At 63.5% G+C, this 20,519-nt stretch carries 19 protein-coding genes; 11 read left to right on the forward strand and 8 right to left on the reverse strand.

Features of this window, described 5'->3' with window-relative positions; translation table 11 throughout:
• Nucleotides 1-74: 74 nt before the first annotated feature.
• Together EB230_RS18310 and EB230_RS18315 are read left to right on the forward strand one after the other, a co-directional pair.
• Nucleotides 75-1,532, forward strand: a complete 1,458-nt coding sequence (locus tag EB230_RS18310; protein WP_056572490.1) for an NAD-dependent succinate-semialdehyde dehydrogenase — start codon at nt 75-77, stop codon at nt 1,530-1,532.
• A gap of 92 nt (nt 1,533-1,624) precedes the next feature.
• Nucleotides 1,625-2,647 (forward strand): aldose epimerase family protein, encoded by a 1,023-nt coding sequence (locus EB230_RS18315; protein ID WP_056572488.1) that lies wholly within the window; start codon nt 1,625-1,627, stop codon nt 2,645-2,647.
• Between the two features lie 12 nt (nt 2,648-2,659).
• On the opposite strand, the gene EB230_RS18320 is transcribed toward EB230_RS18315, so the two are convergent.
• The gene (locus tag EB230_RS18320) at nt 2,660-3,580 is read right to left on the reverse strand and encodes a sugar kinase (protein ID WP_056572486.1); all 921 of its coding nucleotides are present in this window, start codon (nt 3,578-3,580) and stop codon (nt 2,660-2,662) included.
• Nucleotides 3,581-3,731: 151 nt separating this feature from the next.
• Here EB230_RS18320 and EB230_RS18325 point away from each other — a divergent pair, with 151 nt between their 5' ends.
• Nucleotides 3,732-4,181: a FixH family protein gene (locus EB230_RS18325; protein ID WP_056572484.1), complete on the forward strand. Its 450-nt coding sequence runs from the start codon at nt 3,732-3,734 to the stop codon at nt 4,179-4,181.
• Between the two features lie 7 nt (nt 4,182-4,188).
• Nucleotides 4,189-5,388 (forward strand): cytochrome c peroxidase, encoded by a 1,200-nt coding sequence (locus tag EB230_RS18330; protein WP_172373498.1) that lies wholly within the window; start codon nt 4,189-4,191, stop codon nt 5,386-5,388.
• Nucleotides 5,389-5,452: 64 nt separating this feature from the next.
• Here EB230_RS18330 and EB230_RS18335 read toward each other — a convergent pair whose 3' ends face one another.
• Complete coding sequence (locus EB230_RS18335; protein WP_056572481.1) at nt 5,453-5,905, reverse strand: Lrp/AsnC ligand binding domain-containing protein; 453 nt, start codon at nt 5,903-5,905, stop codon at nt 5,453-5,455.
• 162 nt (nt 5,906-6,067) lie between these two features.
• Here EB230_RS18335 and putA point away from each other — a divergent pair, with 162 nt between their 5' ends.
• Complete coding sequence (gene putA, locus EB230_RS18340) at nt 6,068-9,676, forward strand: bifunctional proline dehydrogenase/L-glutamate gamma-semialdehyde dehydrogenase PutA (protein ID WP_172373499.1); 3,609 nt, start codon at nt 6,068-6,070, stop codon at nt 9,674-9,676.
• 191 nt (nt 9,677-9,867) lie between these two features.
• On the opposite strand, the gene EB230_RS18345 is transcribed toward putA, so the two are convergent.
• The 5 genes from EB230_RS18345 to EB230_RS18360 all read right to left on the reverse strand — a co-directional run bounded on the left by EB230_RS18345 (nt 9,868) and on the right by EB230_RS18360 (nt 14,039).
• Nucleotides 9,868-10,182, reverse strand: coding sequence for an antibiotic biosynthesis monooxygenase (locus EB230_RS18345; RefSeq protein ID WP_056572477.1), 315 nt, complete (start codon nt 10,180-10,182; stop codon nt 9,868-9,870).
• Nucleotides 10,183-10,239: 57 nt separating this feature from the next.
• Nucleotides 10,240-11,142: a TonB family protein gene (locus tag EB230_RS18350; RefSeq protein WP_246738810.1), complete on the reverse strand. Its 903-nt coding sequence runs from the start codon at nt 11,140-11,142 to the stop codon at nt 10,240-10,242.
• Nucleotides 11,082-11,282 (reverse strand): hypothetical protein, encoded by a 201-nt coding sequence (locus EB230_RS32675; RefSeq protein WP_246738811.1) that lies wholly within the window; start codon nt 11,280-11,282, stop codon nt 11,082-11,084. Before EB230_RS32675 ends, EB230_RS18350 begins: the two co-directional genes overlap by 61 nt.
• 91 nt (nt 11,283-11,373) lie before the next feature.
• Nucleotides 11,374-11,817 carry a hypothetical protein gene (locus EB230_RS18355; RefSeq protein WP_172373500.1) on the reverse strand — a complete coding sequence of 148 codons (444 nt, stop codon included), beginning with the start codon at nt 11,815-11,817 and terminating at the stop codon, nt 11,374-11,376.
• 5 nt (nt 11,818-11,822) lie between these two features.
• Nucleotides 11,823-14,039, reverse strand: a complete 2,217-nt coding sequence (locus tag EB230_RS18360; protein ID WP_172375113.1) for a TonB-dependent hemoglobin/transferrin/lactoferrin family receptor — start codon at nt 14,037-14,039, stop codon at nt 11,823-11,825.
• Nucleotides 14,040-14,238: 199 nt separating this feature from the next.
• On the opposite strand from EB230_RS18360, the gene hemP reads away from it, so the two are divergent.
• Genes hemP through EB230_RS18385 form a run of 5 tightly spaced genes read left to right on the forward strand, consistent with a single transcriptional unit; the run spans nt 14,239 to nt 18,357 of the window.
• Entirely contained in the window at nt 14,239-14,445 is a 207-nt protein-coding gene (hemP, locus tag EB230_RS18365; RefSeq protein ID WP_010909946.1) for a hemin uptake protein HemP, read from the forward strand.
• Between the two features lie 21 nt (nt 14,446-14,466).
• Nucleotides 14,467-15,528, forward strand: a complete 1,062-nt coding sequence (locus EB230_RS18370) for a hemin-degrading factor (RefSeq protein WP_172373502.1) — start codon at nt 14,467-14,469, stop codon at nt 15,526-15,528.
• A gap of 11 nt (nt 15,529-15,539) precedes the next feature.
• Nucleotides 15,540-16,430, forward strand: coding sequence for a hemin ABC transporter substrate-binding protein (locus EB230_RS18375; protein ID WP_172373503.1), 891 nt, complete (start codon nt 15,540-15,542; stop codon nt 16,428-16,430).
• Nucleotides 16,431-16,441: 11 nt separating this feature from the next.
• Nucleotides 16,442-17,542 (forward strand): iron ABC transporter permease, encoded by a 1,101-nt coding sequence (locus EB230_RS18380; RefSeq protein WP_056572469.1) that lies wholly within the window; start codon nt 16,442-16,444, stop codon nt 17,540-17,542.
• Between the two features lie 23 nt (nt 17,543-17,565).
• Nucleotides 17,566-18,357 (forward strand): heme ABC transporter ATP-binding protein, encoded by a 792-nt coding sequence (locus EB230_RS18385; protein ID WP_172373504.1) that lies wholly within the window; start codon nt 17,566-17,568, stop codon nt 18,355-18,357.
• 60 nt (nt 18,358-18,417) lie between these two features.
• On the opposite strand, the gene rirA is transcribed toward EB230_RS18385, so the two are convergent.
• On the reverse strand, nt 18,418-18,879 hold the full coding sequence (gene rirA / locus EB230_RS18390) for an iron-responsive transcriptional regulator RirA (protein ID WP_056572465.1): 462 nt from the start codon (nt 18,877-18,879) through the stop codon (nt 18,418-18,420).
• A 341-nt stretch (nt 18,880-19,220) separates the two neighbouring features.
• On the opposite strand from rirA, the gene EB230_RS18395 reads away from it, so the two are divergent.
• Nucleotides 19,221-20,516: a DUF445 domain-containing protein gene (locus EB230_RS18395; RefSeq protein ID WP_056572463.1), complete on the forward strand. Its 1,296-nt coding sequence runs from the start codon at nt 19,221-19,223 to the stop codon at nt 20,514-20,516.
• Nucleotides 20,517-20,519: the final 3 nt, after the last annotated feature.

Consider the following 20,519-nt stretch of genomic DNA (forward strand, 5'->3'; position numbering starts at 1 on the left):
TCGATATCATCGGGCACGCCCATCGAAGAAAATCCAGATACCGGCCCGTCAGTGCGCCGAGCGGAGGCTAGACCATGCTTCAGAAAACCAGCCATTTCATGCGGCAGGCCAATCTCATCAACGGCGAATGGGTGCAGGCCGACAGCGGCCAGACGGTCGACGTCAACAATCCCGCCACCGGCCTCAAGATCGGCACCGTGCCGAAGTCGGGCAAGGCCGAGACCCGCCGCGCCATCGAGGCGGCCGATGCCGCCTTCAAGTCGTGGCGCAAGACCACCGCGCTCGAACGCTCGAAGCTGCTGCGCAAGCTGCATGACGCGATGATGGACAATCAGGACGTGCTGGCCGAACTGCTGACCATCGAGCAGGGCAAGTCTCTGTTCGAATCGAAGGGCGAGATCGGCTCGGCCGCGGCTTATATATTGTGGTTCGCCGAGGAGGGCCGCCGCACCTATGGCGACGTTGTGCCGTCACCATGGGCGGATCGCCGTATCCTGGTGACCAAGGAACCGGTCGGCGTCATCGCCGCCATCACGCCGTGGAATTTCCCGTCCTCGATGCTGGCCCGCAAGCTCGGTCCCGCACTGGCCGCGGGCTGCACCGCCGTCGTCAAGCCGGCCTCGCAGACGCCATATTCGGGCCTCGCCTGGGGCGCGCTGGCCGAGGAAGTCGGCTTCCCCAAGGGCGTCGTCAACATCCTGACCGGTGCCGCCGGAGAAATCGGCGACGAGATCTGCGCCAATCCGCTGGTCAAGAAGATCACCTTCACGGGCTCGACCGAAGTCGGCAAGATCCTGATCCAGAAGTCGTCGGTCACCGTCAAGAAAGTCTCGATGGAACTTGGCGGCAACGCGCCGTTCATCGTCTTCGACGACGCCGATATCGACCGTGCCGTCACCGGCGCCATAACCGCCAAGTACCGCAATTCCGGCCAGACCTGCGTGTGCACCAACCGCTTCCTCGTGCAGGCCGGCGTCTATGACAAGTTCGTCGAGAAACTGGCCGCCGCCAGCAACGGGCTGAAGGTCGGTTCCGGCCTCGAGGAAGGCGTGCAGCAGGGACCGCTGATCGACGAGAAGGCGGTCGAGAAGGTCGAGGAACTGATCGCCGACGCCACCTCGAAGGGGGGCAAGATCGTCGCCGGCGGCAAGCGTCATGCGCTCGGCGGCTCGTTCTTCCAGCCGACGGTCATCGCCAATGCCACGCCCAAGATGCGCTTCATGAAGGAAGAGATCTTCGGCCCGGTCGCACCGGTGTTCAAGTTCGAGACCGAGGAAGAGGCGGTGCAACTGGCCAACGACACCGAGTTCGGCCTTGCCTGCTACTTCTACACCGGTGATCTCGGCCGTGCCTTCCGGGTCATGGAAGGGCTGAAATACGGCATGGTCGGCGTCAATGAAGGCCTCATCACGACGCCAGAGGCGCCGTTCGGCGGCGTCAAGGAATCGGGTCTCGGCAAGGAAGGCGGACATCAGGGCATCGAGGATTATCTCGACACCAAATATGTCTGCATTGGCGGCCTCGGCCTCTGATAGACTGGTCTTGAGATGGGCAGGCCAACGGGCGGCCCATCTTTTCTGGGAAATCCTCCCGAAGTCCTCTGGATCAACTGGCATTTGCGGGCATGGCGATGAAGGACGGCGAGGTCTTCGGCACGACACAGACGGGCGAGCCCGTGCGCCGCTTCGCCATCAGGGGCGGCGGCCTCACCGCCAACATCATCGGTCTCGGCGCCATCATCCAGGATTTGCGCCTGACCGGCCACGATGCGCCGCTGGTGCTCGGCTACGGCACCCTGCAAGAGTATGAGGCCGACAACGCCTTCTTCGGCGCGGTGGTCGGCCGCTATGCCAACCGCATCCGCGACGGCCGCTTCACCATTGGCGGCAACCGCTACCAGACCGAGCCGAATTTCCTCGACAAGCACACGCTGCATGGCGGCTCGCAGGGTTATTCGCACCGGCCATGGGCGGTTTCGCTGCACGGCCGGGACTTCGTCACGCTGACGCTGCACGATCCCGACGGCGCGATGGGCTTTCCCGGCGCGCTCGACGTCACCTGCACCTACCGGCTGAAGATACCCGGCACGCTCAGCGTCGAACTGACGGCGACCTGCGAGGAGCCGACGCTGTGCAATCTTACGCAGCACTCCTATTTCAACCTGGATGATGGCGGGGCCGGCGACATTCTCGATCACAGGTTGATGCTGAACGCCGGTGCCTATCTGCCGGTCGATGGCGACATGATCCCGACCGGCGTGGTCAAGCCGGTTGACGGCACGCCTTTCGATTTCCGCCAGGCGCGGCCGTTGCGCATGGAGACCGAGGGCGAACAACTGCCCTACGACCAGAATTTCTGCCTCGCCTCGGCGCGCGGACCGCTGCGGCAAGCGGCATGGACGCAAGGGGCAAGCTCCGGCGTCGAGATGGAGGTCTGGACGACGGAGCCCGGCGTCCAGCTCTATACAGGCCAGTATGTGACGCCCCGCAAGGGCCTGGAAGGGCGGGATTACAAAGCCTTTAGTGGCTTCTGCCTGGAACCTCAGATATGGCCGGATGCGCCGAACCGGCCGTATTTTCCACAGGCGACGCTGTGGCCAGGTGCAATTTATCACCACGTGACGGAATATCGTTTCCGCCTTCCATAGTTTCTCCAAGCGCTAGTTTTCAAACGCAGTCCGCAATGTATCGAACGGCGCCAGCGCGCCGCGAACCTGCACCACGGCGGCGGCGACGCGATGGGCTCGGCGGACAGCTTCCTGGGGGCCATGACCGGCAAGACGCGCCGCCAGATAGGCGCCGTTGAAGGAATCGCCGGCTCCGGTGGTGTCGATGGCGGCCGCGACATGGATCGCCGGCACGTCGTGCAACGTTCCGTTTTTGGCAATCAGCGCCGGCTGTTCGCCGTTCTTGACGACGATTTCGCTGACCCATTGTCCAAGCCGCTCGGCGGTCGCCTGCGGCGTTGCATCCTCAAACAGCATCTGCTCGTCGGGGAAGGTCGGCAGTGCGATGTCGGTAACGGCAAGCGCCTCTACGATGGCCGTTTGCGCGTCCTCGCGCCGACGCCAAAGCCGCGGCCGGTAGTTGGGGTCGAAAGCGATCAGCGACCCCGCCGTGCGCGCCTTGGCCACAGCGCTCAGCAGTGTGGCGCGCGCGGCATCGTCCAGAATTGCCAAAGTGATTCCGGAAAAATACACAAGCGCCTGATTCTCAAGGTTTTTCGACAGTGCGGCTGGATCGGAAGCAAGCTGCCGGGCGGCGGCGTCGCCGCGCCAGTAGGTGAAGGAGCGTTCGGCCCCGGTCAGCGTTATCGCGTAAAGGCCGGGGCGCGCCCCCGATATCACCGGGCTGGAGCCGATGCCGATGCCGTTTTCGGCGAAGAAGCCGATCTGGCCTTGCGAGAAGGGGTCGTCGCCGAAGGCCGAGACATAGGTCGCCGGCCGGTCCTGGCTCAACGCATGCAGCGCCCACAGCGTGTTGAACGTGTCGCCGGCAAAGCCCATGCGCCAGTTCGTGCCGGTCTGGCCCGACAGTTCGAGCATGCATTCGCCGATCGAGGCGACGCCGTTTCCCGCCATCTGCTATCCTCCAGTGATTTCCGTGCTGTAGCTTTTTGCCGGTGGCGGCGCCATGCTTGGCAAGCAGGCATTTTTGCGCCACAGCGTTTTCCCACAGGCTGGCGGGAAGCGATCCACCCGGGAGAACGTTGTCTGCAGAAGAGGAACCGGTTTGGCATCGATATGGCGTTATCTCCTGGCGGGTCTTGGTCTGGCTGCTCTGCTGGTCGGCGTTCTCGCGGTCGTCTACCTGACCGCGCCGCAAAGCGCGCAGCTTGCCGGCCCGGATCTCTCTCGGACGAAGAAAACCGACAACGGGCTGTACATTGCGAGCTTCGTGCCGGAACGGGGCGTGGTGCGGCAGGGCGAACTGGAATCCTGGCTGCTGACGCTGAAAACAAAGACAGGGGCTTCGGTGGAGCGAGCCGCGATCGCCATCTCCGGCGGCATGCCGCAACACAATCACGGCCTGCCGACGAGCCCGCAGGTGACCGATTATCTGGGCGAGGGCCGTTACCGCATCGAGGGGCTGAAATTCACCATGAGCGGTTGGTGGCAACTTCGTTTCGCCATCTCGTCCGGCGCTGGCTCCGACACGGTGCTGTTCAACGTGGTGCTGTGAGCGATCGATGACGCGCCTTTTCTGTTTTCTGGCGCTGACGGCCGCCGTCATCCTCGTTGGCTGCGGCAAGCCGGATTTTTCCGACGCCGAGAAGAAGACCATCGCTTCGCTGGCCCTGAACACCTTGCCGTTGCTGAAGCCCGACACGACCAATCGCTTCGCCGACGTGCCGGCCGCGGCGGCGCTTGGCTCGACGCTGTTCTTCGATCTGGGCATGAGCCGCGACGGCACCGTGTCGTGCTCGACCTGCCACAAGATCGACCGCCAGTTCCAGGACGACCTGCCGCGAGCCGTTGGCGTCGGCCGCACCAACCGGCGCACCATGCCGCTGGCGGGCGTGGCGCGCGATCCCTTTTTCTTCTGGGACGGCCGACGCGACAGCCTGTGGGCGCAAGCGCTGACACCGCTGGAAAACCCGCTGGAGCAGGCCGGAAACCGCACCGCCTACGCGCATTACATCAAGGCGCGCTTCGGCGAGCGCTATGAGCGGATCTTCGGGCCGCTGCCCGATTTTTCCGGCATTCCTTCCAATGCCAGCCCGCTGGGAACCGATGCCGAGAAGGCCGCCTGGAATGCAATGAGCGATGGACAGCGCGACGCCATCAACCGCGTCTATGCCAATATCGGCAAGGCGATTGCTGCCTTTGAACGCTCGATCGAGCCGGCGCAGACGCGTTTCGACCGCTTTGCGCTTGACCTTGCCACCGGTGCCGAGCCCAAAGGCGATGCCATCTTTTCCCGGGAGGAGATCCTCGGGCTGAAGCTGTTTATCGGCAAGGCCAATTGCGTGACCTGCCACAACGGCCCGCGCTTCACCGACAACGGTTTTCACAACACCGGTGTACCGCCCGTCGCGGATCTGCCGCCGGATCGCGGGCGTGTCGACGCGGTTGCTCAGGTCGAGGCCGACCCGTTCAATTGTCTCGGCGCCTATCGCGACGGTGATGTGAGCGCCTGCGGCGAATTGCGCTTCATGGTCAAGGACGGACCGCAATTGATCCGCGCCTACAAGACGCCGTCGCTGCGCGGCGCCGCCACGCGGCCGCCCTATATGCATGCCGGGCAGTTTTCGTCGCTGGACGACGTGGTGGCGCACTACGCCAAGGCGGCTCCCAGCGTCGAGGGGACATCCGAGATCCATCCGCTGGAGCTGTCGGATCGCGAGCGTGCGGCGCTGGTGGCGTTCCTGAAGACGCTGTCGGAGTAGGCCCTGTTTTCTTGCTTGACCATGATCCCGGCCGGTAACCGGCGTCCGTGTTTCGGGATCATGGTCAGCGGTCCTTCACCGTCTCCATCGCCACGAAGGTCGAGGTCTGGGCGACGTGGGGAAGGGCCGAGATGCGCTCGCCCAGCACACGGCGGTAGGCGGCGATATCCCTGGTGCGGACCTTCAGCAGATAGTCGAAGCTCGACGCCATCATGTGGCACTGCTCGATCTCGGGCACGGACTGTACCGACCGGTTGAATGCGTCGAGTGCCGCTGAACGGGTGTCGGACAATTTCACCTGGACGAAGGCGACATGGCCTTCGCCCATGCGCTCGCGGTCGATGATTGCCTGGTAGCCCCTGATATAGCCGTCCTTCTCCAGTCGCTTCACCCGCGCCTGCACCGGTGTCTTCGACAGCCCCACCTTTGCCGCCAATTCCGACATGGAAAGCCGGCCATTGCTTGCCAGCGCCGACAGGATGTTCCGGTCGATGCGGTCCAATTGGTCTTCTGTCATGGAAATCGCAGTCCAAACTTTGTCAGATTGGCAGAATGATAGATCGATTGGTTTATCTTGTCGATTTCTTTGGACCGATGGAAATTCGCAGCTGTGCTAGCTTGCGCCATTCGGTCCGGTGACCGCCGGCCCGCTCCCCGATGCTCGTTCCGCAGGACCGCCATGCCGCTCGACACCATCCGCCAGCAGATCCGTGCCAACTATTTGCCTGACGAAGACGAAGCCGTGAAGCGGCTGGCCGAAGCGACGGGACTCTCGGCAGAAGATCGGAATGCGATCTCGGCCCGCGCCGCCGATCTGGTGCGGGCGGTGCGCGGCTCGTCGGATCCCCGGCTGATGGAGGTCTTTCTCTCGGCCTACGGTCTCTCCACCAAGGAAGGCGTGGCGCTGATGTGCCTGGCCGAGGCGCTGCTGCGCGTGCCGGATACCGAGACTATGGACGATCTGATCGCCGACAAGATCGCGCCGCATGATTGGTCCGCGCATTCCGGTGGTTCGAGCTCGATCTTCGTCAACGCCTCGACCTGGGCGCTGATGCTGACCGGTCGTGTCCTCGACGAGGGCGAGGGCGGTATCGAAGGCACGCTGCGCTCGATGGTGCGGCGGCTGGGCGAGCCGGTCATCCGCAAGGCGGTGGCCGCCGCCATGCGTGAAATGGGCGAGCAGTTCGTGCTTGGCCGCACCATCGCCGAAGCCGTCAAGCGCGGTCGGCAGATGATCCAGAAGGGCTATCTCTATTCCTTCGACATGCTGGGCGAGGCGGCCCGCACCGAGGCTGACGCGCTGCGCTACCACAAGGCCTATGCCGATGCGATCTCGTCGCTCGATTCCGGCTCGAACGGTCCTGACATCAGGCAGAACCATGGCATCTCGGTGAAGCTCTCGGCGCTGCATCCACGTTACGAAGTGGCGCAGAAAGAAGAGATGCTGCCTGTCATGGCCGAGCGGCTGTTGTCGCTGGCGCTCGCGGCCCGGCATTCGCGCATGGGCCTCAATATCGACGCCGAGGAGGCGGATCGGCTCGACCTCTCGCTCGACGTCATCGAGCGGGTTCTGGCCGAGCCGGAACTCGCCGGCTGGAACGGCTTTGGTGTCGTCGTCCAGGCCTATGGCCCGCGTGCAGCCTTCGCTATCGACTGGCTCTACGCGCTGGCGAAGAAGTACGACCGCACCATCATGGTGCGGCTGGTCAAGGGCGCCTATTGGGATACCGAGATCAAGCGGGCGCAAACGCTCGGGCTTGACGGCTATCCCGTCTTCACGCGCAAGGCCAACACCGACGTTTCCTATATGGCTTGCGCGAAAAAACTGCTCGGCATGACCGACCGAATCTATCCGCAATTCGCCACCCACAATGCGCATACCGTCGCCGCCATCCTGTCGATGGCGGGCGATCGCAATTCCTTCGAGTTCCAACGCCTGCATGGCATGGGCGAGGCATTGCACGAGACGGTGCGCCAGGCCGAAGGCACGCGCTGCCGTATCTATGCGCCGGTCGGCGCGCATTCCGACCTGCTTGCCTATCTGGTCCGCCGGCTGCTCGAGAACGGTGCCAACTCTTCCTTTGTCCACCAGTTGACCGACGAAGACGTCGAGCCGGAGGACATCGCGCGCGATCCGCTCGAAACGATCGAAAGCCAGGGCCCCGCCGCCAATCCGGCGATAGTCCGGCCTTCCCAGATTTTTGGCGCTGGCCGCCGCAACTCGAAGGGATTCGATATCACCGACACGGTGACGCTGGCGGCGATCGACAGGGCCAAGGCGGCCTTTGCGGGGCCGGACCGCTGGCATGCCAAGCCGATTACGCGGGCCGCCGGCTATGGCAAGCAGCGCCCGGTGGTCAATCCGGCCAAGCCTGCCGAAGTGGTGGGCACCGTTCACGAGGCCGCGGCCAAGCAAGTCGCGACCGCCGTGCGCATTGCGGTGGAAGCGCAGCCGGCCTGGGCAAAGCGCCCCGTTGCCGAGCGCGCCGCCATTCTCAACCGCGCCGCCGACCTCTACGAGGCCAATGCCGTGGAGTTCTTCGCGCTGGCCACCCGCGAGGCCGGCAAGTCGCTGGCCGACGGTGTGGCGGAAGTGCGCGAAGCCGTCGATTTCCTGCGCTATTACGCGACCGAGTCGGCAAACGCCGAGACGGGCACGCAGGCGCGGGGCGCCATCGTCTGCATCTCGCCGTGGAATTTCCCGCTCGCCATCTTCACCGGCCAGATCGCGGCAGCGCTGGTCACCGGCAATTCGGTGATCGCCAAGCCGGCCGAGCAGACACCGCTGATCGCCTTCCGCGCCGTCGAACTGCTGCGCGAGGCCGGCGTTCCGGAAGACGTCATCCAGCTCCTGCCCGGCGACGGCCCGTCGGTCGGCGCGCCGCTGACCGCCGACCCGCGCATTGCCGGCGTCTGCTTCACAGGCTCGACCGAGGTCGCCAAGCTGATCGAGAAGCAGCTTGCGGAGACCGCGGCACCGGACGCCATGCTGATCGCCGAGACCGGCGGCCTCAACGCGATGATCGTCGATTCCACCGCGCTGCCCGAGCAGGCGGTGCGCGACATCCTGGCCTCTGCGTTCCAGAGCGCGGGCCAGCGCTGTTCGGCACTGCGCGTGCTCTATGTGCAGAAGGATGTCGAGAAGAAGATGCTGGAGATGCTGAAGGGCGCCTTGGAGGCGCTCAACATCGGCGATCCCTGGCAAATTTCGACCGATGTCGGCCCAGTCATCGACGATGAGGCACAGGCTTCGATCCGCGACTATTGCACCAAGAAGGGCCTCGAGGGCCGGCTGATCGCCAAGCTCGAGGCGCCGAAGGATGGCCGCTTCGTCGCGCCGCATGTGTTCAGGGTCAAGGGCATAGAGGAGATGGAGCGCGAGGTGTTCGGGCCGGTGCTGCATGTCGCGACATTCGACGCCGATGAGATCGACGCGGTGATCGCCGCGATCAACCGCAAGGGCTATGGCCTGACTTTCGGCTTGCACACCCGCATCGAAGGTCGCGTGCAGCATTTCGTCGACGGCATTCACGCCGGCAACATCTATGTCAACCGCAACCAGATCGGCGCTGTCGTCGGTTCGCAGCCCTTTGGCGGCGAGGGACTGTCTGGCACCGGGCCGAAGGCCGGCGGACCGCATTATCTCCGGCGCTTCCGCAAGGGGCCGGAGGCGGGCACCCATTTGCAGGATGGCCACAAGGTGACGGCGACCGAGCTGGCCGACAATCTGCCCGATCCCACGCTGGGCGGCTGGTCGACGCGCCCGGACCGGATCGCCATTCTGAGGAAGCACCTGCGCGGCAAGGGAGCTGCCGCCATCGGAGCCGCCGCCAGTATCGATTTCGGTCAGGTCGATCTGCCCGGGCCGACCGGCGAGGCCAACACGCTGTCGCTGTCGCCGCGCGGCCGCGTGCTGTGCCTGGGGCCGGATGCCGACACGCTGCTTGCCCAGACGATCCAGGCGCTTGCCGCCGGCAATGCGGTGCTGGCCGTTGCGCCCGGGGCGCCAGCGGCGCTTTCGGCGTTGACCGGCAAGGGGCTGCCGCTCGCTGCAATAGATGGCCTGCCTGATCCGGTCGAGGCGCGCTCGCTGCGCGTCGATGTCGTCGCTTTTTCGGGAACGCCGGAAGCCGCGCGCATCGTGCGCAAGGTCATTGCCGAGAGGACTGGTCCGATCGTGCCGTTGGTCAGCGAAGTGCTCAACCCGGCGGCCTATGCGCATGAGCGGGCCGTCTGCGTCGACACGACCGCGGCCGGCGGCAATGCCAGCCTGTTGGCGGCGGCATAGGGACTGTTCGCACCTCGCTTGCCTTATGTCGAGTTGCCGGGGATAAACACGGCCGGCAATTCGAGCGGGGCAACCGATCAGATGAATGCGCATGCACATTGCCCAATGGCTGCGTCGGCTGGGTGGGCGCGGTTCCACGCGATCATGACGATGGTGGCAGAGATCGTCACAGTCGCTCGGGCAAAGGGACGTCAGGCACCCTCGACGACGGAAAAGCCCTCGAATTGCGGATGGCCGAGATAGTGGACTTTCGTCGTGCCGACATTCCTGTGGGCCGCGCGGAAATTCTCCGATCTTGTCCAGGCGACGAAATCGTCCTGGCTCGCCCACACGGTGTGCGAGGCAAACAGCGTGTAGCCTTCGGCCTCGTTGACAGGGCCGCGCAGCAGGTGGAATTCCCGAAAACCCTTCATTTCGGCAAGGCTGGAATCGCGGTTCTTCCATACGGCTTCGAAATCGGCTTCCGAGCCGTTCTGAACCTTGAAGCGGTTCATGGCGATGTACATGGGGTTTCCTTTTTCAATCAATGGATCGTGGACTGTTGATGGTTGAAGGCGGGACATTCAAAACGGCCCGATAGCGCCGGTAAACTCCAGGCTGCTGCCGATTTTGGGCGGAATAGGCGGGAACGGCGCCGCCTTGCGGACGATGCCAAGCACGATCTGGTCGAAGTTTGGCGATCCGGAGCTTTCCAGGATGCGCAGGTCATCAATGCCGCCTTTGCTGCTGATAACGAATGTCACAACGGCATTGTTGCGCGCTGTCAGTTGCAGGGAAGGCGGTACGGCCCGATTGACGCGGCTGAGCTTCCTGATCACATCGCCGCGATAGCTGTCTTCCGCGGCGCTGCCTGGCTCTTCCTGCTTTTTGCCCTTGCTGGCCGCCTGCGCCAGCCGGTCCTGGCCATCAGCGGTGCCGCGCTTCTCGTCCTCCGCTTTTGAAGGCGGCGCCACCGGCGTTGGCCTGGCGCTGGGGATCGGCGGCTGGTTCGGAACGGCGACAGGCATTTCGGTGGTTTCAGGCTGAGCGCTTGGCTGAGCCGGCGCTTCGGCCTTGGCAGCCACGCTTTGGTCATCGGGGCGCGGGGCCGCCGCCACCAGTATGTCCGGCGTGACCGCTTGCTGTTTGACAGCTTCCGGCAAAGGCTGGGGCGGTTGCCTTGCCGCTTCCTTTGTCGGTTCGGGAGGTTGGTTCACGGCTTCCTGTTTGGGCTGCGAAGGTTTTGCAGGCGGCGCTGGTCTGGCGGCCTCTGCCTGTGGCTTGGCCGGCTGAGAGCTTGGCACCAGCCTGACGTTCACTGTCGAAGGGTCCTTGTCCAATGCGCTGCCGGCGACCTTGTCACCTGTCCGATCACTGCCTTCCGATTGCTCCGCGTCCTGGAAATCGAATGTGCCGGCGGGCGAGATCAGAAATGCCTGGCTGCCGCGGCATGGAGCAGACCGGAGATGATAATCGCCGTCGCCCACTTGCCGTTGCCGGCTTGCGGTCGCGTCTGGGCAAGCGGCTCGGCCGGCGCTATCGCCAGCTCGCCGCCAGCGTCGGGGAGGGGACTGACTTCCTGCATGTTGCGGGCCGGAAACTGCAGCGGCCCACGCAGTGTTGTCAAATCAAGATCGTTTGCCCCGCACGGCAGCGGACCGCAGCCGGCCACGGACCATGCCGCGGTGTCTTGTGCGAAGGTGGTGTGCAGCCCCACCTCAGACGCCGAAAGCGATGCCGGTCTTGGTCTCGGTCTTCAGCTTGCGCATGCAGGCATTCGGCTCGACGCCGGTGCCGGCGCATTCGGTCGCGCTGTTGATCAGAACGCGGCTGACCTTGGTGCAATCGGTGCCGGCGAGATCAAAGCGCGTCACCTTGGTCTTGCCTTCCGGCAGATCCTTGAAGTCGAGCACGGTCAGCCGGTCGACGACGCCGGCCTCGTTGAACAGCGCGATCTCGAATGCCGCCTTGAAAAGGCCGGCGCCAAGGTTGTTGTTGACCACGAATGTAAGCCGGCAACCCTTGTCGGAAGGTTGCGCGGCGTTCAATTCGAGGGTCAGTGCGGGGACCGGCGCGGACCCTTCAGCCCACGCCGGAACCATCGTCAGCGACATCGCAAACGTCGAGGTCAGCAGACGAAGGGATGTCGCCAAGCTCTTCATGATCATCAGCCTCCAAAACGCATGGTTGCCGCCAACTTCAATGTTATGCCCGGCTCATAGACCGCAACTGTCGTACTGCCGTTCAACGGGTTGGCGTATTTGACGTCGAACAGATTGTCGGCCCGGAAATCGACCTTCAGATTGTCCGTCGCCTGATAGCTGGCGAAGGCGTTGACCAGCGTATAGTCGGTGGCCACGGCATTGCCCTTCGGCTTGCCATTGTATTGCACTTCGCCGCCGACGGTCAGCTTGTCCTCGAGGAAACGCAGGCCAAGCTGGGCCGTGACCTGGGAGGACGGTATCGTGGCGAGGTCTGCTCGAACGCCCGCGTAGGAAATGGTGTGACCATTTGTTATCGAGGCAGAGAGGCCAGCATATCCCCAACCGGCGTCATAGACGCTTTCAAACTCGAAGCCGTTTATCTTGGCCTTGGCAAAATTCTGATACTGGTAGCAGATCGGGATGTAGCCGGGGTTGTTCATGAGCTGGTCCCAATCGACCGGGCAAGCGCTCGCTGGATTGGTAAAGGAAGCCCCGAAGGATGTACCCTCTATGTAGTCGTCCACATTGTTGTTGAAGTAGGCCGCCTTGATGCGAAGCGCGTCGCCGGCTTCAAGGATGTCATTCTGTTTGTAGTTGACGCCGAATTCCACGGTCTTGCCGGTCTCGGGCTTCAGGTTGGGATTGGGCAGGAACGGGAAAGTAACCCCCGCCGGATGGTTGCCGCTGATCAGCGTCTCGGTCAGCGATGGAGAGCGGTAGCCCTCAGCATAGGTGCCGTAGAACTGCAACCCCGACAGGCTTGGCGTGTCGAACGGCGTGACGCCGACGGTGATGCGCGGCGAAAGACGCTCACCTGACGTTTCATGGGTGCCGTCCTTGAGGCTGTAGCTGTCGTAGCGCAGCCCGGCGATGACTTCGAGCCATTCCCAGGTGAGCTTGTCCTGAACGTAGGCTCCAGAGACGTTACGCTTTCCCGAAGGGGTGTAGAAACTGTCTCCGCCCGCGGTGCCGCCGGTTTTGACGTCATCATTGACCCAATCGCCGCCATAGGTCAGTTCGTGCGCCACGCCCCTAGTCTCGAATCTCGATGTATTCCAGATGTCTATCGCCGTCGTGCCGACGTCGAATGTCGATGTCGATCCAGCCGGAAGGATTATGGAATCGCCCGTGGTGGGATCGAATCGGCTGAGAGGAACAAGGCTGGTCAGGCCGAGATTGGTCTTGTTGTAGGAGGTGTTGATGTGGAGATCGAGCCAGCTCTTGTCTTCGTCGGTAATGTTGTAGCGAGCCGTGAAAGTGTTGGATTTCAGATCCGCATCGTTGGTCGGCACGCCGCCGCTGATCTCGCTCCAGCCGTCGCTTGAGCCGACCCAGCCCAGTTTCAGTTCGCTGTTGTCGGTCGGGCGGATGGTGGTCTTGAGCAGGCCGCTCAGCACGTCGAAGCCGGTGCCCTTGACGGTGTCGCCGCCGCCATCCTTGTAGTCGTCATAGTCGCGGTAGACGATGTTGCCCAACACATCCCAATTCTCGTTGAGACGATAGGCGCCGGTGGCACTGGTGGTCCAGCCCTTGCCGTTGCTCTCGTAACGTCCGGTGATGGAGCCGGCCCACGTCTCTTCGGGCTTGAGAAAATCCGAGGCATCCTTTGTGTCGAAGAAGACGACACCGCCAATGGCGCCCGAACCGTAGGTGTTCGCGACAGGACCACGGATCACATCGACCGATTTGACGAGCTCGGGATCGATATAGAAGGTCGACTGCGTGCCGTGGTCGGACCGCTGGAAATCCTGGCGTGCGCCGTCGACGATAACCGCGACACGGCCAAAATCCTGCAAGCCGCGGATGTTGATGCTGGTGCTGACACGCCTGGCGTCGGCCTGCGCGGCGACACCGGGCACGCCGAGCAGCATCTCGTTCGGCGTCGTCGCCATGCGACGGTCCAGCTGTTCCTGATCGATATGGCTGGCCGAGGCCAGTGATTCGATCGCTGTTTCGCCGGTGCGGCTGAGCACCAGGATCTTGTCGAGCAGCGTCGCGCCCGCGGGTGCTGCTTTTTCCTGGTCAGCCTTCTTCGACTGATCCGTTTGATCGCCCGCCGGCTGCGTTGCCTGGGCGTAGGCTGCTGGCGCGGACAGGGCGATGACCGCCACGCTTGCCAACAAAGCCGCCATGCCGCTCGCCGCCGACCGGCCGCGCGATTCCCAGTTCACCAACCCCATGCCCCAACTCCAAATTCCAGGTTTCATGCTGGCTGGCCCGGGGCTGGCTGGCATTTTTCATCGTGTCCGGCGTGTTAAATGTTGACTCATTTGCTCCGGTATTGCACTGACTAATAAACATGATTATTCGAGTCAAGAAATGAATCGGCAATATGCAACGCCTAGCCAGATGCCCGGCACAGGAAAGGGATCGACCCAGATGAACACGCACAATCCCAACGATTTTCGTTATCGCGTCCGGCGTTCCGATGATGCCTCCACCCGCTTCGACCGGATCCCGCTGGCCGTGCGAACGCTGTCGAGCAACACGCTGTTCCAGGGCGAGCACGAGATCGGCATCGAGCATCATGGTGCGCTCTACCGGCTGAAGATCACCCGGCAGGGCAAGCTCATTCTCAACAAGTAAAAAGGTATCAGGGGTTAAGACATGGACCAGCGCGTAAAACCCGCCCCGCATGAAATCCGGCGGGCACGGACCGACAATCCGAAAGCGCGCGAGCGTGACCTGGCGGCCCAGCTCGGCATTTCGGAGGCCGAACTGGTGGCCGCGCATTGCGGCGACGGCGTCGTGCGCGTCGAGCCGCGCGTCAACGATCTTCTGACCGGCCTCGAGGCCGTCGGCGAGGTTATGGCGCTGACACGTAACGAAAGCGCGGTGCACGAAAAGATCGGCGTCTATGACAAGGTGGTTACCGGCAACCACAATGCCATGGTGCTTGGCGAGAACATCGACCTGCGCATCTTCCCGAAAGTCTGGGCGCATGGCTTCGCTGTGGAAAAGCGTGACGGCGAAGAGATCCGCCGCAGCCTGCAGTTCTTCGACGCGGCGGGCGAGGCGGTGCACAAGGTGCATCTGCGTCCGGCTTCCAGCCTCTACGCCTACCAGAAGCTGGTCGCCGCTCTGGCATCGTCGAACCAGGAGCCGACGATCGATATTTCGGGGCCAATCCCCGATGATGAGAGCGACGCCGAAGCAACCACTGCCAATCTTGACGACCTGCGCGACCGCTGGAGCCGGCTGACCGATGTGCACCAGTTCTTCGGCATGCTGAAGACACTGAAGCTCAGCCGCCGCCAGGCAGTGCGCATGGTCGGAACGGACTATGCCTGGCCGCTCGACAATGACGCGGTCCGCGCCATGTTCCATCACGCCTCCGAAGGCGAGATGCCGATCATGTGCTTTGTCGGCAACCGCGGCTGCATCCAGATCCATTCCGGACCGGTCAAGTCGATCAAGCCGATGGGGCCGTGGATCAATGTGCTCGACGAGACCTTCCATCTGCACCTGCGCACCGATCACATCCATGAAGTCTGGGCGGTGCGCAAGCCGACCAAGGATGGCCATGTCACCTCGCTCGAGGTCTATGCCGCCGACGGCGAGATGATCATCCAGTTCTTCGGCAAGCGCCATGAAGGCGAAAGCGAGCGCGACGATTGGCGATTCCTGGCAGAAAATCTGCCGCGTATCCCAAATCCGACAGCAGCCTGAGGAGAACGACAATGGGCTGTTTTTCCAGGATCGTCGCCGGCCCGATGGTCGGCCTTGCCTTGGCTTTCACCGCGCTGCAACCGGCTGGTGCCGCCGAGGGCGTTTCCGTTTTCTCCGATCCGTCGAAGATTGCCGCCATAGGCGGTTCGATCACCGAAATGGTCTATGCGCTTGGCCAGGAGAAGCATCTGGTGGCGCGCGATTCCACCAGCCGATATCCAAAGGCGGCGCTCGACCTGCCCGATGTCGGCTATATGCGCGCGCTGTCGCCGGAGGGCGTGCTGTCGGTCAATCCGACCGGCATCCTGGCGTTGCAGGGCAGCGGTCCCAAGGAAGCGGTCGACGTGCTGAAGAAGACGAGCATCCCCTTCATCGAAGTGCCTGAACATTATAGCCGTGAGGGCATCCTGGAGAAGGTCCGTATCATCGGCAAGGCGCTGGGGGCCGACGCCAAGGCCGAGGTGCTCGCCAGGGACCTCGATGACAGGCTGACATCAGCCGAAAAGCAGACTGCCTCGATCAAGGAACGCAAGCGGGTCCTGTTCGTGCTGTCGGTCCAGGGCGGCAAGATCCTGGCGGCCGGCAGCGAAACCGCGGCCGACGGCATGGTCAGGCTGGCCGGCGGCGTCAATGCCGTCGAAGGCTTTTCCGGCTACAAGCAGATGTCCGACGAGGCGATCATCACCGCCAGGCCGGATGTGATCCTGATGATGAGCAATGCCGGGCCGCCGGTATCGGACGATGAATTGTTCGGCAATCCGTCCGTCGCCTCGACGCCGGCAGGTGCCGCCCGCAAATTGATCCGCATCGATGGCGCCTATCTGCTCGGCTTCGGGCCGCGTACGGCCGACGCCATCCACGACCTCGCCGTCTCGCTCTATGGCGGGCAGGTCACGGACTGAGCGTGCGCATCATGGTCGATCAATCGATCGCCGGCCCGGTGAAGGCGATGAGTGTATCCGAAGGCGATCGCTCGGGCCGCGCCCGTATCGTCATCGTGCTGCTGTGCCTCGGGCTCGCCGCCGCCGTATTTCTATCGCTTACGTCAGGCGCATCGGACGCATCGGCCGTCAATGTCATCAGGGACTGGCTGTCCGGAGCTGTTCCATTTGATGCGGCGCTGAGCGCGCGTGACAGCCTGATCGTCTACGATATCCGACTGCCGCGCATCATCCTCGGTATACTGGTCGGCGCGGCGCTCGCGGTCTCGGGTGCCGTCATGCAGGGGCTGTTCCGCAATCCGCTGGCCGATCCCGGCCTGATCGGCGTTTCGGCCGGCTCCAGCCTCGGCGCCGTGGCCATTATCGTGCTTGGCGCCACCATTCTGGCGCCGGTAACGGCTTTGTTCGGCACGCTTGCCCTGCCGATGGCGGCGTTCTTCGGCGGTCTCGCCACGACCCTGGTGCTCTACCAGGTCGCCACGCGGCGCGGGCAGACCTCGGTAGCCACCATGCTGCTCGCCGGCATCGCGCTGGCAGCGCTTGCCATGGCGCTGACCGGCATCCTCATCTTCATGGCTGACGATCGTCAGTTGCGGGACTTGACCTTCTGGTCGCTGGGATCCCTTGGCGGCGCAACCTGGGCGAAGATCGCGTCCGTCGGGCCGATCATCATATTGGCTCTGGCGGCAATGCCTTTCCTGGCGCGGGGTCTCAACGCCCTGGCGCTTGGCGAGGCGACCGCCGGCCATCTCGGCATACCCGTCCAGCGGTTGAAATACACCGCCATCATCGGTGTCTCGGCGGCGGTCGGTGCGTCCGTCGCCGTCAGCGGCGGCATCGGCTTCGTCGGCATCGTCGTGCCGCATCTGCTGCGCCTGCTGATCGGCCCAGACAATCGTTATCTTTTGCCGGCCTCGGCACTGCTTGGGGCCTCGCTGCTGCTGCTTGCCGATGCCGTCGCACGTACCATCGTGGCGCCGGCGGAACTGCCGATCGGCATTGTCACCGCGGTCGCCGGCGCGCCGTTCTTCCTATGGATCCTGCTGCGCAAGCGAGGCGTCGTTGACCTGTGAAGTTCGGGATTTGTGAGGCTGGGATGATCGAGGCAAGGGATGTTTCGGTTGATATCGCCGGCAAACGTATCGTCGGCGGTGTCGATTTCGATGCGCGACCCGGCGAAATCGCGGCAATCGTCGGCCCCAACGGCTCGGGCAAGACGACCTTCCTGAAGGCGTTGTCCGGCGAGCTTGCCCATGCCGGGCGCGTCGCCCTCAACGGCCGCGACCTTGCGGCGATGAAGCCGGTCGAGATTGCCGTCCATCGCGCGGTCCTGCCACAGGCGACGACGCTGTCGTTTCCATTCACCGTGCGCGAGGTGGTCAAGCTCGGGCTTGTCGGCGGCCGCTCGGGTGCCTTGCCTGGCGAGGATGCGCGGCTGCCGGAACGGGCGTTGGCACGCGTCGACCTCGACGGTTTCGCGGGGCGGTTCTACCAGGAGCTTTCGGGCGGCGAGCAGCAGCGCGTCCAGCTTGCGCGCGTGCTGTGCCAGGTCTGGGCACCGGTGCTCGACGGCAAGCCGCGCTACCTGTTCCTCGACGAGCCTGTTTCCAGCCTCGACATCAAGCACCAGCTGATCATCATGAACATCGCCCGCGACTTCGCCAGAAGGGGAGGCGGCGTGGTCGCCATCCTGCACGACCTCAACCTGACGGCCATGTATGCCGACCGCATCTTCGTCATGCATCTCGGCCGGCTGGCCGCGACCGGCTCGCCGCAAGAGGTGCTGAGCGATGATTTGATCGAAAAAGTGTTCGATTGCCGGCTCAGGGTCGGTGTGTTGCCAGCCGGCAATATGCCGTTCGTGCTGCCGCAATCCTCGGTCGGTTGATATTCAGGTGAGGCCGGCCTGCGAACGGTGGTTTCCTGCGCTTCCGGTACTCACGTACCCTCAGGCGGCCGGGGCGCGGCGTTCCAGCATGTCGATGCCAAGCAGGTTGCGCACATTCGGCCTTGCCGCCACCATATCGGCGATCGTGTAGCGGGAAAGCACGGCGAAGAAGGCGTTGAGCGCCTCGCGCAGCGCTGAATTCAACGCGCAGCTGTCGACCAGCGGGCACTCGGCCGCATCGTTCTCGAAGCATTCGGCCATGGCGAAGCTTTCCTCGGTGACGCGCACGACGTCAAAGAGGCTGATCGCCTCGGCGGCACGGCCAAGCCGGACACCGCCATTGCGGCCGCGCACGGTCTCGACCAGGCCATGCTCGACCAGCGGCTGCAGGATCTTGAACAGGAAAAGTTCCGAAACGGAGTAGGCGGTCGCGATTTCGGGAATGCGGCTCAACCGGTCATTGTTGGCGGCACAATACATCAGGATACGCATGGCATAGTTGGTCTGGCGGGTAAGCCGCATTTCGTCCTCGCTAGGCGCCGGCGTGGTGCGACCACGCCAGATTCCAGAACTTTGCCGACGCGGCTGTGACCCGGAATTTCGGAGTCGCCACACTGGCCTCGAGCGAATATGGCCTATACCTTGGAATAATTCCAGACTAGCTTCGCGTTATAGATGAATATTCTCGTCAACTTTATGTGCGCAACCGGGCGGAACGCGGGGAAAACCGGTCGTCACGGGCATTTCGGCTGATGAAACCCTAGATAGGCCGGAGATCGACCAGTGGTCGACCAGAGACCGATCGGTGGTCGTCCAGAGATCGACCAGCGGTTGACCAGAGATCGGCGAGGAGCAGTTCGTCCATGTCACAATCGGCTTCGTCCCTGGCGCCTGTCCGTTTCGATGCCGATGCGGCAGCCAAGCTCTCGGCGCTGCGGCGGACCAAATTCATCGCCACGGCCGCGCTGGCGCTTTGCGTGTTGGTGTTCGCCCTGGCCAAGTCGTTCGAGAGCTCCTATCCATGGCTGGGGTTCGTCGCCGCGTTCGCCGAGGCGGCGACCATTGGCGGCCTGGCCGACTGGTACGCGGTGGTGGCGCTGTTCAGGCGGCCGCTCGGGCTGCCGATCCCGCACACCGCCATCATCCCGGAAAACCAGAACCGCATCGCTGACAATCTCGGCCGCTTCATCGAGGCCAATTTCCTGGCGCCGGAGCCGGTGCGGGAAAAACTCGCCGAGGTGGATTTTGCCGCACTCGTCGCCGACTGGCTGACTGATGTCGAACGCGCCGCCGGCCTGTCGCGCTTCGTCGTGCGGCTGGTGCCACAGACGCTGGCCGCCGTCGAGCAATCCGGCCTGCGCGGCTTCGTCACCAGCCGCATGCTCGAACAGATCGAAAAGGTGCCGCTGGCGCCGCTGGCGGCGGAGCTCCTGTCGGCGCTCACCGACGACCGCCGCCACCAGAAACTGTTCGACGAGTTCATCAAGGTGGTCGGCCGCTTCCTCAATGATGAACAGGCGCTGGCGACGATGCGTGAGAAAATCCGCGAGGAATTGCCGTCGCTGTTCAACCTGTTCAGAGCCGACGCCTATCTTCTGAAGAAGATCGTCGCGTCTGCGAGCTCTCTGCTAGAGGAAGTGCGCGCCGATCCGGACCATCCAATGCGCGCCGAGTTCGACCGTTTCGCGCAAGGCTTCGTCGAACGGCTGCGGACGTCCAAGCAATATGCAAAGCGTGCCGAGAAGATGAAACACGATTTCCTCGCCCGCCCCGAAGTCAGGGCGCTGGCCGGGGACATGTGGCAGAGCCTCAGCCTGTTCATCGAGCAGGACGCCAAGGCGCCGAATTCGGTGATCCGCGCGCATCTCGCCAACATGTTCGTCGAGGTCGGCCGCCATCTTGCCGGCGATGCGCGGATCCGGGCCGACATGAACCGGGGGTTCGTCGTGGCGCTGGCCTCCTTCGTCGAGAGCCAGAAGAGCGGCGTGTCGAAATTCATAGCCGACCAGGTCAAGCGCTGGGACCTTGGCCAGCTGACGCGGCTGATCGAGATGAACATTGGCCGAGACCTGCAGTACATCCGCTTCAACGGCATGATCATCGGCGGGCTGGCGGGCATAGTGCTTTATACGATCGAGTTGCTGCTCCCGGTCAATTGATTC

Source organism: Mesorhizobium sp. NZP2234 (genome assembly GCF_013170765.1).
Lineage (GTDB): Bacteria > Pseudomonadota > Alphaproteobacteria > Rhizobiales > Rhizobiaceae > Mesorhizobium > Mesorhizobium loti_D.

Coding starts and splice junctions, on each gene's coding strand:
- EB230_RS18315 (WP_056572488.1), top strand. CDS start 1,625: ATGGCGATGAAGGACGGCGAGGTCTTCGGCACGACACAGACGGGCGAG.
- EB230_RS18395 (WP_056572463.1), top strand. CDS start 19,221: ATGTCACAATCGGCTTCGTCCCTGGCGCCTGTCCGTTTCGATGCCGAT.
- EB230_RS18375 (WP_172373503.1), top strand. CDS start 15,540: ATGGGCTGTTTTTCCAGGATCGTCGCCGGCCCGATGGTCGGCCTTGCC.
- EB230_RS18310 (WP_056572490.1), top strand. CDS start 75: ATGCTTCAGAAAACCAGCCATTTCATGCGGCAGGCCAATCTCATCAAC.
- EB230_RS18370 (WP_172373502.1), top strand. CDS start 14,467: ATGGACCAGCGCGTAAAACCCGCCCCGCATGAAATCCGGCGGGCACGG.
- putA (WP_172373499.1), top strand. CDS start 6,068: ATGCCGCTCGACACCATCCGCCAGCAGATCCGTGCCAACTATTTGCCT.
- EB230_RS18345 (WP_056572477.1), bottom strand. CDS start 10,182: ATGTACATCGCCATGAACCGCTTCAAGGTTCAGAACGGCTCGGAAGCC.
- EB230_RS18355 (WP_172373500.1), bottom strand. CDS start 11,817: ATGAAGAGCTTGGCGACATCCCTTCGTCTGCTGACCTCGACGTTTGCG.
- EB230_RS18320 (WP_056572486.1), bottom strand. CDS start 3,580: ATGGCGGGAAACGGCGTCGCCTCGATCGGCGAATGCATGCTCGAACTG.
- rirA (WP_056572465.1), bottom strand. CDS start 18,879: ATGCGGCTTACCCGCCAGACCAACTATGCCATGCGTATCCTGATGTAT.
- EB230_RS18360 (WP_172375113.1), bottom strand. CDS start 14,039: ATGGGGTTGGTGAACTGGGAATCGCGCGGCCGGTCGGCGGCGAGCGGC.
- EB230_RS18335 (WP_056572481.1), bottom strand. CDS start 5,905: ATGACAGAAGACCAATTGGACCGCATCGACCGGAACATCCTGTCGGCG.
- EB230_RS18385 (WP_172373504.1), top strand. CDS start 17,566: ATGATCGAGGCAAGGGATGTTTCGGTTGATATCGCCGGCAAACGTATC.
- EB230_RS18380 (WP_056572469.1), top strand. CDS start 16,442: ATGGTCGATCAATCGATCGCCGGCCCGGTGAAGGCGATGAGTGTATCC.
- hemP (WP_010909946.1), top strand. CDS start 14,239: ATGAACACGCACAATCCCAACGATTTTCGTTATCGCGTCCGGCGTTCC.
- EB230_RS18330 (WP_172373498.1), top strand. CDS start 4,189: ATGACGCGCCTTTTCTGTTTTCTGGCGCTGACGGCCGCCGTCATCCTC.